Origin of the sequence: Algibacter lectus, assembly GCF_900112395.1 — a bacterium.
Classification (GTDB): Bacteria; Bacteroidota; Bacteroidia; order Flavobacteriales; family Flavobacteriaceae; genus Algibacter; species Algibacter lectus.
Genome location: NZ_FOLN01000009.1, coordinates 1 through 14,916 on the forward strand (window position 1 = coordinate 1; position 14,916 = coordinate 14,916).

The 14,916-nt window shown below is 33.6% G+C and carries 10 protein-coding genes; 5 read left to right on the plus strand and 5 right to left on the minus strand.

Translation table 11 applies throughout. From position 1 onward, the window contains the following. The 4 genes from BM246_RS14685 to BM246_RS14700 all read left to right on the plus strand — a co-directional run. Positions 1–3,444 (plus strand): DUF7507 domain-containing protein (locus BM246_RS14685; RefSeq protein WP_139221902.1); only part of this gene is annotated, 3,444 nt, incomplete at its 5' end. Between the two features lie 36 nt (positions 3,445–3,480). Next, positions 3,481–4,410, plus strand: a complete 930-nt coding sequence (locus BM246_RS14690; protein ID WP_074938929.1) for a PorP/SprF family type IX secretion system membrane protein — start codon at positions 3,481–3,483, stop codon at positions 4,408–4,410. Positions 4,411–4,420: 10 nt separating this feature from the next. Further along, positions 4,421–6,400 carry an OmpA family protein gene (locus BM246_RS14695; RefSeq protein WP_074938931.1) on the plus strand — a complete coding sequence of 660 codons (1,980 nt, stop codon included), beginning with the start codon at positions 4,421–4,423 and terminating at the stop codon, positions 6,398–6,400. Positions 6,401–6,615: 215 nt separating this feature from the next. Continuing rightward, entirely contained in the window at positions 6,616–7,716 is a 1,101-nt protein-coding gene (locus BM246_RS14700; RefSeq protein ID WP_074938933.1) for a sensor histidine kinase, read from the plus strand. Between the two features lie 81 nt (positions 7,717–7,797). Here BM246_RS14700 and accD read toward each other — a convergent pair whose 3' ends face one another. From accD to tamL, 3 genes are all read right to left on the minus strand, one after another. Then, the gene (gene accD / locus BM246_RS14705) at positions 7,798–8,655 is read right to left on the minus strand and encodes an acetyl-CoA carboxylase, carboxyltransferase subunit beta (RefSeq protein WP_042505265.1); all 858 of its coding nucleotides are present in this window, start codon (positions 8,653–8,655) and stop codon (positions 7,798–7,800) included. A 289-nt stretch (positions 8,656–8,944) separates the two neighbouring features. Next, positions 8,945–10,012 carry a class II fructose-bisphosphate aldolase gene (gene fbaA, locus BM246_RS14710; protein WP_074938935.1) on the minus strand — a complete coding sequence of 356 codons (1,068 nt, stop codon included), beginning with the start codon at positions 10,010–10,012 and terminating at the stop codon, positions 8,945–8,947. A 132-nt stretch (positions 10,013–10,144) separates the two neighbouring features. Then, positions 10,145–12,694 carry a translocation and assembly module lipoprotein TamL gene (tamL, locus tag BM246_RS14715; protein ID WP_074938937.1) on the minus strand — a complete coding sequence of 850 codons (2,550 nt, stop codon included), beginning with the start codon at positions 12,692–12,694 and terminating at the stop codon, positions 10,145–10,147. Positions 12,695–12,866: 172 nt separating this feature from the next. On the opposite strand from tamL, the gene BM246_RS14720 reads away from it, so the two are divergent. Beyond that, positions 12,867–13,586: a TrmH family RNA methyltransferase gene (locus tag BM246_RS14720; protein ID WP_074938939.1), complete on the plus strand. Its 720-nt coding sequence runs from the start codon at positions 12,867–12,869 to the stop codon at positions 13,584–13,586. 14 nt (positions 13,587–13,600) lie between these two features. Here BM246_RS14720 and BM246_RS14725 read toward each other — a convergent pair whose 3' ends face one another. Continuing rightward, positions 13,601–14,149 (minus strand): hypothetical protein, encoded by a 549-nt coding sequence (locus BM246_RS14725; RefSeq protein WP_139221903.1) that lies wholly within the window; start codon positions 14,147–14,149, stop codon positions 13,601–13,603. A gap of 36 nt (positions 14,150–14,185) precedes the next feature. Further along, positions 14,186–14,914: a type IX secretion/gliding motility protein PorT/SprT gene (gene porT, locus BM246_RS14730; protein WP_074938942.1), complete on the minus strand. Its 729-nt coding sequence runs from the start codon at positions 14,912–14,914 to the stop codon at positions 14,186–14,188. Positions 14,915–14,916 lie beyond the last annotated feature (2 nt).

Consider the following 14,916-nt stretch of genomic DNA (forward strand, 5'->3'; position numbering starts at 1 on the left):
AGCTTAGCCAATGTAGGCGGCGCAGTAACCATCGACCCATTAGTAGCAAATGGTGGTTTAGCAGATTCAGATCCTGATGGAGAATTAGATGCAACAACGGTAAGTTTAGTAGCACCAGTAGGCGCAACAAGTATCGTAACGGATGCTAATGGCGACATTACAAGTTTCGCAGTACCAAACGAAGGAACATGGAGTGTAGATGAAACTACAGGAGAAATCACTTTCACACCATTAACAACATTTACAGAAGACCCAACGGTTATCAGTTATAATGTAGAAGATAATGATGGCAATCAATCTAATGATGCGACGGTTACAATTACTTATATTGTGGTAACAACAGATGCTATGAATGATTTAAATAATACATTTAAAGATGTTGCAGTAAATGGAAATGTGATTACAAATGATATCGATGCTGAAGGTGATCTACAAACAGTGTCTGATTATAGTCCATTAAGTACAGAAGGCGGAACTATAGTTATGAGTCCAAATGGTGATTATGTTTACACACCAGCTGAAGGTTTCACCGGAACAGATACTTTCATATACACAATATGTGATGATGGTTTCCCGCAAGCTTGTGATACAGCTACGGTAACTATCAAAGTTTTAGCCGATCCAAATACAGGAGTGAATGAGGTTATAGCGAATAGTGATACAGCAACAACGGAAGCAGGAAGTTCAGTAGATGTTGTTGTTTTAGCAAATGACATCGATCCGGAAGGTGATGCGCTAAGTATTACTCCAGGATCAGTTACAGATCCGGTAAACGGAACGATAGTAGAAAATGCAGATGGAACTATTACTTATACACCAGATGCTGGTTTTGTAGGTGAAGATACATTCACATATGAGGTTTGCGATACAGGTAGTCCACAAGCTTGTGATACAGCTACGGTAACTGTAACTGTAGATCCATCAAACGGAATAGATAATGATACCTATGCTAATGATGATGCTTATAACGGTAACCCAAATATGGATATCGCAGGTAGCGTATTAGATAATGATACCGATCCAGAAGGAGATACACCAACTGTAAATACAATACCAGTTACTGGTGTTGAGAACGGAACATTAGTATTAAATCCTGATGGTACATTTGTTTACACACCAAACCCAGACTTTAGTGGAACAGATAGTTTTGTATATGAAGTTTGTGATAATGGAGTGCCACAAGCCTGTGATCAAGCAACGGTTTATATCACAGTAAATCCAAATGTTTATCCAATGATTGAGTTGTTAAAAACGTCAGTTGTAGATAAAGGAACAGACGGTCGTGTGAATGAAGGTGATATTATTACATATACATTAACTGTTGAAAACACAGGAGATGTTACAGTAAGTAATATTACAGTTTCAGATGTTATGCTAGGTGTATCTAATTTAGCTATAATATCAGGAACATTAGACCCTACGGAAACAGGAACAATTGAGTTCGATTATGTTATTACTGCTGCAGATATTTTAGCAGGAAGAATTGAAAATACAGCAACTGCAAATGGAACAGATCCTTATGGAGATTCAGTAAGCGATATATCAGATGATCCTAATGATACGAACACAACAGATATAGAAGGCGATGGTGAAGCAGATGGTCCAACAGTAACATTGTTAAGAAGTCCTTATTTAGAATTAACTAAAGATGGAGTTTATGCTGATGCCGATGGAGATAATGTTGTAGAAGTAGGAGAAATTATTACTTATACATTTACTGTTAGAAACACAGGGAATATTGATGTAACAGGATTAACTGTTGATGATGCAAAACTAGGGGTTACAGGTTTACCGGTTTCGCCAGCAGATTTAACACCTGGATCTACAGGAACGGTAACTTATGAATATGCACTTACTCAAGCAGATTTAGATGCAGGAGTTGTGTACAACGTAGCAACAGCAAATGGAACAACAAGTGAAGGTCCAGTTAGCGATGAGTCAGAAGATCCAACGCCAGTTGGTCCGTCGCATCCAGCATACGATCCAACGTGTCCAGATTGTACAGTAACACCATTAACAAGTCCACAAATAGAATTGAGAAAAACCGCAACCATTGATATAGGGCGTGACGGTGTTGTTGAAGAAGGTGATACAATTACTTATACATTTACTGTAGTGAATACAGGAAATGCAGTTATCGAAGGCATTACAGTTACCGATACTATGTTAGGGGTTATAGATGCACCAATAGTGTCGCCATTATTATTCCCTGGTCAAGTAGGTGTATATACATTCGATTACAAAATTACAGATGCAGATATTGCTGCAGGTCGTATTGAAAATACAGCAACAGCAAACGGAATCGATCCTTATGGAAACCCAGTAACTGATATATCAGATGATCCTAATGATACGGATGCAACAGATGTTGAAGGTGATGGAGAACCAGATGGTCCAACAGTAACAGTATTACCAATTCCAATGGCAGATATTGTAACTGTAAAAGATGATGGAGAAGCAACTTATATAGCAGGTACAGATGTAGTTTATACAATTACTGTAACCAACAATGGTCCAAGTGATGCGGCTAATGTAATAGTTAGCGATCCATTACCAGTAGGTATTATTGATGCCACATGGGTTGGAGATAACGGAACAAGTGGAACGGGAGCATTGACTGATACAATCGATTTATTCTTAGATGGGGATTCAATAACTTACACAGTTACGTTAAGTGTGCCATTTGAGTTTACAGGAGATTTAATCAATGCAGTAACTGTAACAAGTGATACTATGGATCCAGATCCAACTTGTGTAGATTGTATAGATGTAAATACTCTAGAGCCAGCATCGAATATTGGAGTAACAAAAGAAGCTAGCGTAGAGTCTGCTCTTGTTAATGATGAAGTGACTTTTACAATCACTGCTCAAAACTTTGGACCTCAAAATGGAACTAACATTGTAATAGAAGATGTATTGCCAAGTGGATACGAATATATTTCTCACTTAACAACATCTGGAGTTTATGATGAAGCTTCTGGCTTATGGTCAATAGATGCCTTAGAGTACAACGGTGTAGAGTTATTAGAAATTACAGTTAAAGTATTAAACGCTACAGATTATACAAACGTAGCTACTGTATTAAGTGTAGATCAAGTAGATTTATATGATGCTAACGATTCTGATGAAGTTACTTTAGGAGTTGTACTTTCAACAACATGTATAGAGGTGTATAGTACATTTACCCCTCATAATGTAGATGGGATTAACGATTACTTCACTATTGATTGTATAGAGAATTATCCAAAAAACATCTTGAAAATTTATAACAGATGGGGGTATGAAGTTTATACTGCTAGCGGATATAATAATACTTGGGATGGTGTGTCAAACGGACCTAGAACTGTAAATGAAGAAGATAAAGTGCCAGTAGGAACTTACTACTATGTTTTAGATTTAGGACAAGGAGATGAACCAAGAATAGGATGGTTATACATAAACTAATAAGAGTTGAATACGTAAATTATTAAAAAATTAAAAATGGAAATACAACATAATATATTAAAACTCTTAGTACTGTTTTGCTTCTTCTCTTTTGTTGTAGAAGAAGTAAAAGCACAACAAGATCCGCAGTACACGCAGTACATGTACAATACTATGAGTGTAAATGCAGCTTATGCTGGCACGGGGGGGGATTTTACAGCCACGGGCTTGTATCGTACCCAATGGGTAGGTGTCGATGGAGCTCCAAAAACCATAACATTTGGTTTGGAAACTCAGGCCGGAGAACGTGTTGGTTTAGGTCTAAATATTATTCAAGATGAATTGGGCCCATCTAACGAAGTTTATTTGGACGGGAATTTTTCATACACCATTCCTGTTGGCTTAGAGACTAATTTATCATTTGGTATTAAAGCCGGTGTTAGATTTTTAGATGTTGATTTTTCTAAAGGAACGGCCGAACAAATGAACGATCCTAATTTAGAGAATATAGATTCTAAGTTTTTACCTTCTATAGGTGGTGGAATTTTTTATCATCATGATACCAAATGGTATTTAGGGCTTTCGGTTCCCAATATTATTAGCTCACAGCATTATGATGAGTTTATTCAAAGTGTCGCAGAAGAGCGCTTGCATGTCTTTTTAATAGGTGGATATGTGTTCGACTTAAGTGAGAATTTAAAGTTTAAACCAGCTTTTTTAGGAAAAGGTGTTTCCGGTGCCCCAATATCGGTAGATCTTTCTGCTAACTTTTTGTTTAATGAAAAGCTAACTTTAGGTTTAGCCTATAGATGGAATGGTTCTGTTAGTGGTTTGGCTGGTTTTCAAATATCTCCCGAATTATTTGTTGGGTATGCTTATGATTATGCAACAACTCCAATAAATGAGTACACAAGCGGATCGCACGAAATTATGTTAAGATTCAATATCTTAAGACAAGGAAAAATTAAATCTCCAAGATTCTTCTAAAAATTATATTATGAACAAAATTAAGATACTATTAATTATAGGTTTTTGCTTTGCTTTTTCTGGTATGTCTGGTCAAAGTAAAATTGTAGCAGAGCGCTATTTTAATGAATTCGCCTATGTTAAATCTGCCGAATTATATGGAGACATAGTTAAAAAAGGTGACTCTTCACAAGTTACCCTGCAACGCTTAGCAGATTCTTATTATAACAACGCAGATGTAACGGAAGCACAATTTTGGTATGCGTTACTTTTCGATAAATATAAAGTACAGTTAGATAGCGAATATTATTATAAATACGGATTAACGCTAAATGCTTTAGGCGAAAAGGAGTTAGCTAAAGAGATGTTTTCTCAGTATGCACTTTTAGAGAAAGATGATGTTAGAGCAAAACAGGTGTTATTAGGTTTGGTAGAAGATGAAAACAATATAACCTATAATAATATAACGAACTTAGATATAAATACAAGCTATTCAGATTTTAATGGCTTTGTAAAAGATAGTTCACTTTTTGTTTTTTCAACACAACCATTTTCTGGAAAAAGTAAAAAAATATATAAGTGGAACCGTCAGCCTTTTTTAAATGTTTACAAAGGTAATATTGGAGAAGATACACAGCTAAGTGAGTTGGATTATCTAAAAGGAGATGTAAATACAAAGTATCACGAGGCGACTTTAGTAATTAGTAAAGATGGAAAAACTATGTTTTTTACTAGAGATAATTATCACGGTAAAAAATTAAGAAAAGCAAAGGATAAGACTACAAATTTAAAATTATACAGGGCCGATTTAGAAGATGGAGAATGGGTTAACGAAAGAGAATTACCTTTTAATAGTGATGAGTATTCAGTTGGGCATCCTACTTTAAGTTTAGATGAAAAAGAACTTTACTTTGTGTCTGATATGCCAGGAGCAATAGGAGGGACCGATCTTTTTAAAGTAATCTTAGATATCGATAAAAATCAATATGGAATTCCAAAAAACTTAGGCTCAGAAATTAATACAGAGGGTATGGAAATGTTCCCTTTTATAAGTGAAGATAATACCTTGTATTTTTCTTCTAACGGGCGTTTTGGTTTTGGTCTTTTGGATATTTATAAAACAGATTTAAATAATAAAGAAGAAAACAAAGTTTATAATTTAGGGGAGTCTATTAATAGTAATATGGACGATTTTGCCTTTACATTGAAAGATGAGAATTCTGGTTATTTCTCATCGAATAGAACAACCGGTAAGGGAGATGATGATGTTTATAGCTTTGGTTCTACATCGCCATGTTTACAAAGTGTTGTTGGTGTTGTAACCGACAGTTTAAGTAATTCAATTTTGCCAGAAGCAACAGTTAAATTAATTGATGCAAGTGGTAAAGTTTTGAAAGAAGTACTTAGTGATGTTGGCGGAAATTATACGTTTGCCAAAGTTGCTTGCGATAGTGAGTATACTATTATAGGATCTAAATTAGATTATGTTTCAGATCAAGAAACTGTTGTAACCAATTCTGAAAGAGGGAAGGTAAATCAGGCAGATTTAGTATTGAAAGCATTAATTGTTGGAAATGAAATTGTGATTAACCCAATTTTCTTCGACTTTGATAAATACATCGTTAGAGACGATGCAGAGTATGAATTGGAGAAGATTGTTACCGTAATGAATAATCATTCTGATATGATTATTAAAATTGAATCGCACACCGATAGTCGCGGTTCTAAATCTTACAACAGGTCGTTGTCTGATAAAAGAGCTAAGTTTACACAATACTATTTATACACTAGAGGTATTGCAAAAGCACGTATAAAGAGTGCTATTGGTTACGGTGAAGATCAATTATTAAATAACTGTGATGATGCTAATACAAATAACTGTACTGAAGAAGAGCATCAGCGTAACCGTAGATCTAAGTTTATTATTGTAAGTGGAGGAACCAATGTTAAGGCGGTAGACCCAAGTGTGGCACCATTGCATAAAGTAGATAAAAAACCTGGTAAGAATTAATTCTAACACCAAATTTGACTATAAAAAAACGAGCTGTTTTCCTTTTGAAGATAGCTCGTTTTTTATGTTGTTTATATATTAAATTAAAAAATTGGTAAGTGAAATCTTGGGTAAAACACATTATGTAAGTAAATTACGATATTAGTTGGTTTTTTCTTTCGGTAATTAAAAAAAAACATTTAACTTTTATCCTTGTATAAATTAACGTGCATTTTATGGCTATTAGTTTTTCAAGACATAAACTATTTGAGAACATTTTTAATTATGCCATGGGCGGTTTAGCCATAGTTGGTATGCGCGGTGAGTGGATTAAAGTTAATGATAGTATCGTGAAATATTTGGGGTATTCAAAGGAAGAACTCTACACAAAAACCTTTCAAGATATTACCCATAAAGAGGATCTTAATAAAGATTTAGGTGCTATGCGCGCTTTACTTCGTGGCGATATTTCTAATTATACTATTGAGAAGCGCTATTTTCATAAAAACGGATCTATTGTTTGGGTAAGGCTTTCGGTGTCATTAGTAAGAGATGATAAGGATGAACCCGAGTATTTTATTTCTGAAATACATGATATCTCTCAACAAAAATCGGATCAAGAGGAGCTGAAAATTTTACTAGACTTAAGTAAAGAACAAAATAATAGGTTATCAAATTTTGCAGATATTGTTACACATAATTTAAGAACACATACTTCTAATTTAGATACATTAGTTGGTTTTATATTAGCCGAAGAAGGGACTGTTAATGCTTGTAAAAGCGAGAATTTTGAGTATTTAAAGAAATCTATAAAAAACTTAAATGATACGGTATCTCACTTAAGTGAAGTGGCTAAAATAAAATCAATGAATAAAGAGGAGATTAAATCTTTAAACCTTTATGAATATTGTAATAAGGCCATATACAATGTTAGTGGTTTAGCTAAAAATATAAAATGTAAAATTGAGAATAATGTAGATCCTCAACATTCAGTTTTAGCTATACCAGCTTTTTTAGATAGTATTATTTTAAATTTTTTAACCAATGCTCTAAAATATAGTGCTAAAGATAGAGTTGCAGAGGTGTTTTTATGCAGTGAAATAAATGAGGATTTTATTGTAATCACTTTTAAAGATAATGGTTTAGGCATTGACATGAAGACGCATGGAGATCAACTTTTTAAAATGTATAAAACATTTCATAAACATAAAGATGCGCGGGGTGTTGGATTATTTATTACCAAAAACCATATTGAATCGCTTGGAGGTAAAATTGATGTGAAAAGTGAATTAGGGAAAGGTACAGAGTTCTCTGTATCCCTTAAGAAAGCCGTTTAAAGGGTTTCTCTCAGCTTAAAAGATGATATTAAGATTGGTGTAGTATAAAAAAAAGCGAGCCATTTGGCTCGCTTTTTTAGTTTATGATCTTAATGGTTGATTTGTAATTAAATCTACATACAGATTTACTTTATCTTTTAAATCTTTTCTTAGAGTAATAAAATCTAAGAAACCATGTTCTAGTAAAAATTCCGAAGTTTGAAAACCTTCTGGTAATTCTTTTCCAGTAGTATCTCTCACAATTCTAGGTCCTGCAAAACCAATTAACGCACCAGGCTCGGCTATGTTGATATCACCTAGCATAGCAAAAGATGCTGTTGTGCCTCCCGTAGTTGGGTCTGTACATAAAGATATGTATGGTAAACCGGCATCGGCTAATTGTGCAAGCTTAACAGATGTTTTAGCTAATTGCATTAATGATAATGCAGCTTCCATCATTCTAGCTCCTCCAGATTTAGAAATAACCATTAATGGTAATTTGTTTTTTAATGCGTAATCTGCAGCACGTGCAATTTTCTCTCCTACAACACTACCCATAGAACCTCCAATAAAAGCAAAATCCATACAAGCTATTACTAAATCTTTTCCTTTAGATTTACCAACAGCACAACGTACGGCATCTTTAAGTTTTGTTTTTTCTTGAGCGGCTTTTAAGCGGTCTGGATATTTTTTAGTGTCCTCGAATTTTAATGGATCTTTAGAGTCTAGGTTTTTATCTAGTTCTTTAAATTTATTATCATCAAAAAGGATTTCAAAATATTCTTTACTTCCTATTCTAACGTGATATCCATCTTCTGGACTTACGTAAAAGTTTTTTTCTAATTCTTCGGCATCTACAATTTTACCTGTTGGAGATTTGTACCACAGTCCTTTTGGAGTGTCTTTTTTCTCTTCCGTAGTTGTAGTAATACCTTTTGTTTTTCTTTTAAACCAAGACATAGTAATGTGTGTTTTAAAGTTTAAAGCTTTAATATTAAGCCGTTAACTGCGTTAAGGATTGATGCGGCATCCTTTTTGTTTTTATTTGAAATGCAAAGCAATTTTAAGTAAAAATAAAAAGATACAGCGGAAAGCCTGGCGGCAAAATTAAACCTTTTTTTAATTTTGTGGTAACGCCCAAGTGATTTTATTGACTTTTATCCTTTAATTTTTTGATTTAGAGTATAATATACAAAAAAAGGCTCCGCTATATGCAGAGCCTTAATATATGTTGTAAAACAATCTATAATTATAGAGTGTTTACGTTGTTTAAATCTTCAAAAGCTTTCTTTAAACGAGCTACAAAGGTTTTTTCACCTTCACGTAACCAAACTCTTGGATCGTAAAATTTCTTGTTTGGAGAATCGGCCCCGTCAGGATTACCGATTTGAGCTTTTAAATATTCAGATTTTCCACCCATATAATCACGGATACCTTCCATGAATGCATATTGTAAATCTGTATCAATATTCATTTTAATTACACCGTAGCTAATACCTTCTCTAATTTCTTCTACTGTAGATCCAGATCCACCATGGAATACAAAATCGATATGGTTTTCTTCAACACCATATTTTTTTGTAATAAACTCTTGAGAATTTTTTAAGATTTTCGGAGTTAATTTAACGTTACCTGGCTTGTAAACACCGTGTACATTTCCAAATGCTGCTGCAATTGTAAATTGAGGACTTACTTTACTTAATTCTTCGTAAGCGTAAGCTACTTCTTCTGGTTGTGTGTATAATTTAGAGTCGTCTACATCAGAGTTGTCTACGCCATCTTCTTCACCACCTGTAATACCTAATTCAATTTCTAAAGTCATGCCCATTTTAGACATTCTTTCTAAGTATGTTTTACAGATTTCGATGTTTTCTTCGATTGGCTCTTCAGAAAGGTCAATCATGTGAGAACTGAATAAAGATTTTCCAGTTTCTTTGAAGTGCACTTCACTAGCGTCTAATAAACCGTCGATCCAAGGTAATAATTTCTTAGCACAGTGATCGGTATGTAAAATTACTGGAACACCATAAGCTTCTGCTAAAGTATGTACATGTTTTGCACCTGCAACAGCACCTGCAATAGCAGCTTTTTGACCGTCGTTGCTTAAACCTTTACCTGCGTTAAATTGCGCACCACCATTAGAAAATTGAATAATTACTGGAGCATTTAATTCTGCTGCAGTTTCTAAAACACCATTAATAGTGTCCGATCCAATAACGTTTACTGCTGGTAAAGCATAACCGTTTGCTTTTGCATGGTTAAAAATTGCTTGTACTTCTAGGCCTGTAGCTACACCTGGTTTTATATTGTGTCCCATTTTAATTTATTTATTATTAATTACTAAGTTACCAAAAGTAATCAATTTTTAAATAAAAAACTGAGATTTACACCGCTGAAAGTGCTAAAATAATACTAAAACGTTATAGTGAAAACGTGAAGAAAAAGATGTTTAGAACGGGTAGTTTATACCTATATTATATACGGCATTGGTGAAATTATATTCGTTAAACCAACGGTTTTGTGTTTCGTTGGCAGGGTTGTAGGTTTTGAAACCAACATCGAACCTGAAAACAAAAAAGCTAAAGTCGTAACGTAAACCTAGACCAGAACCGATGGCAATATCTTTTAGGGAACTAAAATTATCAAAAGTGGCTCCTTCTGTTTCTACATCGTCAAATACGTTCCAAATATTACCAGCATCAACAAAAAATGCACCGTTTAGATTTCCGAATAAATTAAAACGATGTTCAAGATTTAAACCAAGTTTAAGGTTGGCTTCGTTAAATTCGTTTGTGGTTTGCGAGCTTCCTGGTCCTAAGCTATATGCTGTCCAAGCTCGGTTATCATTTGGTCCTCCGGCAAAGAAACTTTTAGAAAAAGGTATACTTGTCGAGTTTCCGTAAGGTACAGCAATACCTAAAAAACTATGCATAGCCAATACGTTTTTATTTCCTAAACTCCAGTGTCTAGTATAATCGAATTCTGTTTTTATATATTGAGAAAAGGCCACGTCTAAAAGCTCGTACCTGTCTTGCGAATCTTTTTGAAGCCCTATTAAATCAGCCGTACTTGCTAATATATTTCCTGCTAATTCTACTTTAAATTTAAAGATTGAAAAATTTTCGTCAAAAATATTAGTTCTACCATCTTTTGTAAAACTGAAACTAGATGATAGTATTAAGTTGTTTTCTGTTAAACGCGTTTTACGCTCGTCTATAGCTTGTATGGTAGATACTTGGTCTGTAGATAATTCTGTAGGTGTTGTGTCTGCTAGAGCATAGGCTATAAACTCATCGGCTTGGTTGTTTGGGTTATCAGAATTAGGAATGTTTAATTCTTCATCTGGGCCAACATAACCCACCTCCTGTGCAATATTGTTTAGGGTTGTAAACGATGTGGTATAAACTCTAAAGTAATTTTTTATGTTTAGGTTATTAATATATTGAATATTAAAAATATCTAATCGGTTAGTAACTTTTTTATTTGGTTGCCAATTAAAATTGAAAGCACCACTAAAAGTTTCTTTGTCTAAACCAATATTGGTTTGGCTTGTAGACGATAAACTAATATTTGTACTAGGCGACATATATTTTGGAATAATACGCTCGGTATAAAATGGAGAAAATAACCTAGGTATGGTTAGTTTTAAATCGAGACCATATTCGTTAATATCAAAAAATGGATCGTCTATATTGTTTTTGTCTTTGGAAGAACCAATAGAGGCAATACCAGATATTTGGAAGGTTTCTGCACCTCTAAATATATTTCTTATCTGTAAACTTGGGTTTAATGAAAATCCGAAATTCTGAATATTACTTTGAGACACATCTGCACTAAAGCCAAAATTAAATTTCTTTAAAGGAGTTAAGCGTATAGTATCTGTTAAGGTATTATCTTCATGCTCGTAATACTCAATGTTAGGGTATTTAAAGGTACGTAGCTCGTTAAGGTGTCTGTAGGTTCTGGTTCTATCTAAATCTTTGAAAATAGTACCTGCATTCGTGAACATGGCATCGGTAAGTGCACGTGGTCTATATTTTATTTTATCGTAAGCATAAATATTATAACCATTGTATTTTATAGAATCTAGAAATGGTTTACCTCTGTTTTCAAAAGAATAATCGGTGATAATATTTACATCTCTAATGGTGTATATTTTAAAAGGAACACGCGTTATAGAATCTTGGTTTCGAATAGCACGATTTAAAATATTAATACCAACATTCATTTTTTTATTAGTACCAATGGTGTCAATATCCATGGTAATGTAGTCTTGAGAGAAATGGTAAACTCCCGAGTTTCTAATTATGGTAGCCAAGCGTTCGCGCTCTTGCTCAAAATTAACGGTTTTATATTGTTCGTTACTCTTTATTAACGCATCCTTTTTTATCTTTTGATAGATGGTGTCGATAATTGGCGATTTTATATTCTCGGTAATGGTATCTATTAAAAAAGGTTTTCCTGTTTCAACTTTATATGCAACCTTAGCGCGTTTATCGTCGGTTTTGGTAATCTCGTAATCGGTTTTTACATCTAGCCAACCGTTATTAATATAATAGCTGTTTAATCGAGTTACAGATTTTTGTGTTTTTAATTCATTAACAAGTACAGGTGCCTCTCCGGTTTTTTTAAGCCATGCATTAAAATCTCTTTTAGATTCAAGAAATTTATCCAATTGTTTTTTAGAAAGAAAATTTTCTAAACGCTCTTTCTTCTTTGGGCGTCTATTTAAATTTGCATTTATAATAGAATCTATATTCGGGCGAGCTAAATTATAAATATGTAAACGCAGCGGTACACCTAAAAACGGAATTTTAGTATTTGGTTTTTGATAAAGTAAATTGTTTAAGGTTTCGTTACTTTCTTTCTCGCCATTAACAAGAATAGTGTTTTCTGAAAGTACGTGCTCATCATCAGAAACACGCTTTAAGCTATTACATGCAGTAATACATATAAAGCCGCCTAGTAAAATTAATATGGTTTTGAATTGAATTTTCAAATGTACTAGTCCTTAAATTTTGGTTAAATCTGTTTACAGTATGTTTCAACTGAAAAATTAATTAAAATATGCGTTACGCGTTCAAAAATACATTTTTTTCAACTGAAAAATTAATGTCTAGGCTATTGTTACTAATATTTTCTTTTTCTTTATCAAAAAATTAGAAAAAGGCATGCTTAGTAAAAGCCAGATAAAATTAATAACGAGTTTAAAGCAAAAAAAATATAGACAAGACCTTGGTTTTTTTGTTGTTGAAGGTGTTAAAACAATAAAAGAATTATTGGCGTCTAATTTAGAGCTTCATGCATTATATACGACGGAATCGTTCAATATTGATGCCAAAGATGAATTTTTAATTTCTGAAACCGATTTAAAGCGTATTAGTTTCTTGAAAACGCCTAATACAGCGTTAGCAGTCTTTAAAATTCCTGAACAAACACCTGTTGAAACCAAAGGACTTATAGTGGCTTTAGATGATGTTCGCGACCCGGGAAACTTAGGAACTATTATTAGACTTTGCGACTGGTTTGGTATAAAACAATTGGTGTGTAGTAAAGCTACCGTAGATTGTTTTAACCCAAAAGTGATACAAGCTACTATGGGCTCAATTACGAGGGTGAATATTAGTTATGTAGATTTAGAAACCTTTTTAAAAGATACTGATCTGCCTGTTTTTGGTGCTTTTATGGATGGTGAAAATGTTTATAAAAAACAATTACCACAACATGGTGTTTTAGTGATGGGGAATGAGGCTAATGGTGTATCGAAAGCCGTAGAAGCTTTAATTACTGAAAAAATCAGTATCCCAAGATTTGGCGATTTACAAGCTACAGAGAGTTTGAATGTGGCTACAGCAACTTCAATTTTGATAAGTGAGTTTAGACGTGGTTAGTTTTTAGCAAATCGTTAAAACATTTTGTTTGCTTTTTTTTTAACTCGTAACTTTCTAAATTCAGTCAGAATTTTTTCTTTTTCTATTTTGGTTAAACCAAAATCCGGTAATCTTTCAGGTATTGGAATTTCGTCGTCAATCAATAAAACGTTTTGCGCAATATATTCGCGAATGTTTACATTCATTACACAACGTGATTGATTGTCTATAATGTAGGTTGTGTCATTAATTGCTCTTAATATTAATTCAGTTTTTTGTGCAAACTCTTTTTTTCTTAAAAGACCTTCGTAAGCGATTGCTTTTACTATTCCGTTTGGATATTCCGTCAGTTTAAGAAGTTCGGATTCCGTTGCGTTTTTCCTTACCCACCTACTTGTAGTACCATTTAATTCGGAAACTTTTATAGAATCTTTTATTTTATTTCTTATGCCATCTAAACTATAATTATTATTCGTTTCAGAGGTTGTAAATATAGAGGCAGTAATTCCAATTCCGAATATTGTCAGAATTGGGAATATAATCAAAAACCGATTTCGTTTCCTGTTATCTTTGGGTTTTGTCATATTGTTGCCAGCAATAGAAATACTCAATCCGTATTCCTACTGAAACGTGAAGTTGATAAAAACACCACGACTTTTCATGCTATTAATATTACTAGTCCATGGGCTGTTTGGATCTTCATCTCTAACCAATTCGTCGTTTAAGCCAAATACACCTCGAATGGATGGTGTGAATTTAAAGTTGTACAAATAGAAATCGATACCAAAACCTAATTCGTAGAATAAAGAGTTTTTAATAGTGCGGAATTGTCCGTTTTTATTATCGTTTGGGTTGTCTTGGTTACTCGAAAGGTTTAATGCAGTAGAGAATCCGCCAACAACAAAAGGTTTAAAGTTGTTAATACGTTTGGTAGAAACTTTAAGTAATAACGGAATGTGAATATAAGTCGATTTTACTTCACGAGTTAAATCGCTAGTTCGAGGCTCTGCATCTACAAAATAAGTTGGGCTGTAATTTAATTCTCTAGTAGTAATTAGTAAACCTGGCTCTATACGGATGTCTAAAAACTTGTTAATTCTTAAGTTTCCTATTAAACCAACATTAAAACCGGTAGTGCTTTTTACATAAACATCTTGTAAATCTTGATTGTAATCAAAGTTGAAATCGTAATTGTTAAAACCTAGAAAATAACCCCAACGCAATAGTTTGTATTCCGTAGAACCACGTCCTTGGTTGGCATCGTAGGTTATCTTTTCTTTTTTGAAAAGCTGTGCACTCGATGTTTGGATTACAAATAAAAATGCTAATAATGCAAAAACCTGCTTCATAT

Bases quoted from the DNA above. Each gene is read 5' to 3' on its own strand.
- BM246_RS14690 (WP_074938929.1), top strand. From the start codon at position 3,481: ATGGAAATACAACATAATATATTAAAACTCTTAGTACTGTTTTGCTTC.
- BM246_RS14695 (WP_074938931.1), top strand. From the start codon at position 4,421: ATGAACAAAATTAAGATACTATTAATTATAGGTTTTTGCTTTGCTTTT.
- BM246_RS14700 (WP_074938933.1), top strand. From the start codon at position 6,616: ATGGCTATTAGTTTTTCAAGACATAAACTATTTGAGAACATTTTTAAT.
- accD (WP_042505265.1), bottom strand. From the start codon at position 8,655: ATGTCTTGGTTTAAAAGAAAAACAAAAGGTATTACTACAACTACGGAA.
- fbaA (WP_074938935.1), bottom strand. From the start codon at position 10,012: ATGGGACACAATATAAAACCAGGTGTAGCTACAGGCCTAGAAGTACAA.
- BM246_RS14720 (WP_074938939.1), top strand. From the start codon at position 12,867: ATGCTTAGTAAAAGCCAGATAAAATTAATAACGAGTTTAAAGCAAAAA.
- BM246_RS14725 (WP_139221903.1), bottom strand. From the start codon at position 14,149: ATGACAAAACCCAAAGATAACAGGAAACGAAATCGGTTTTTGATTATA.
- porT (WP_074938942.1), bottom strand. From the start codon at position 14,914: ATGAAGCAGGTTTTTGCATTATTAGCATTTTTATTTGTAATCCAAACA.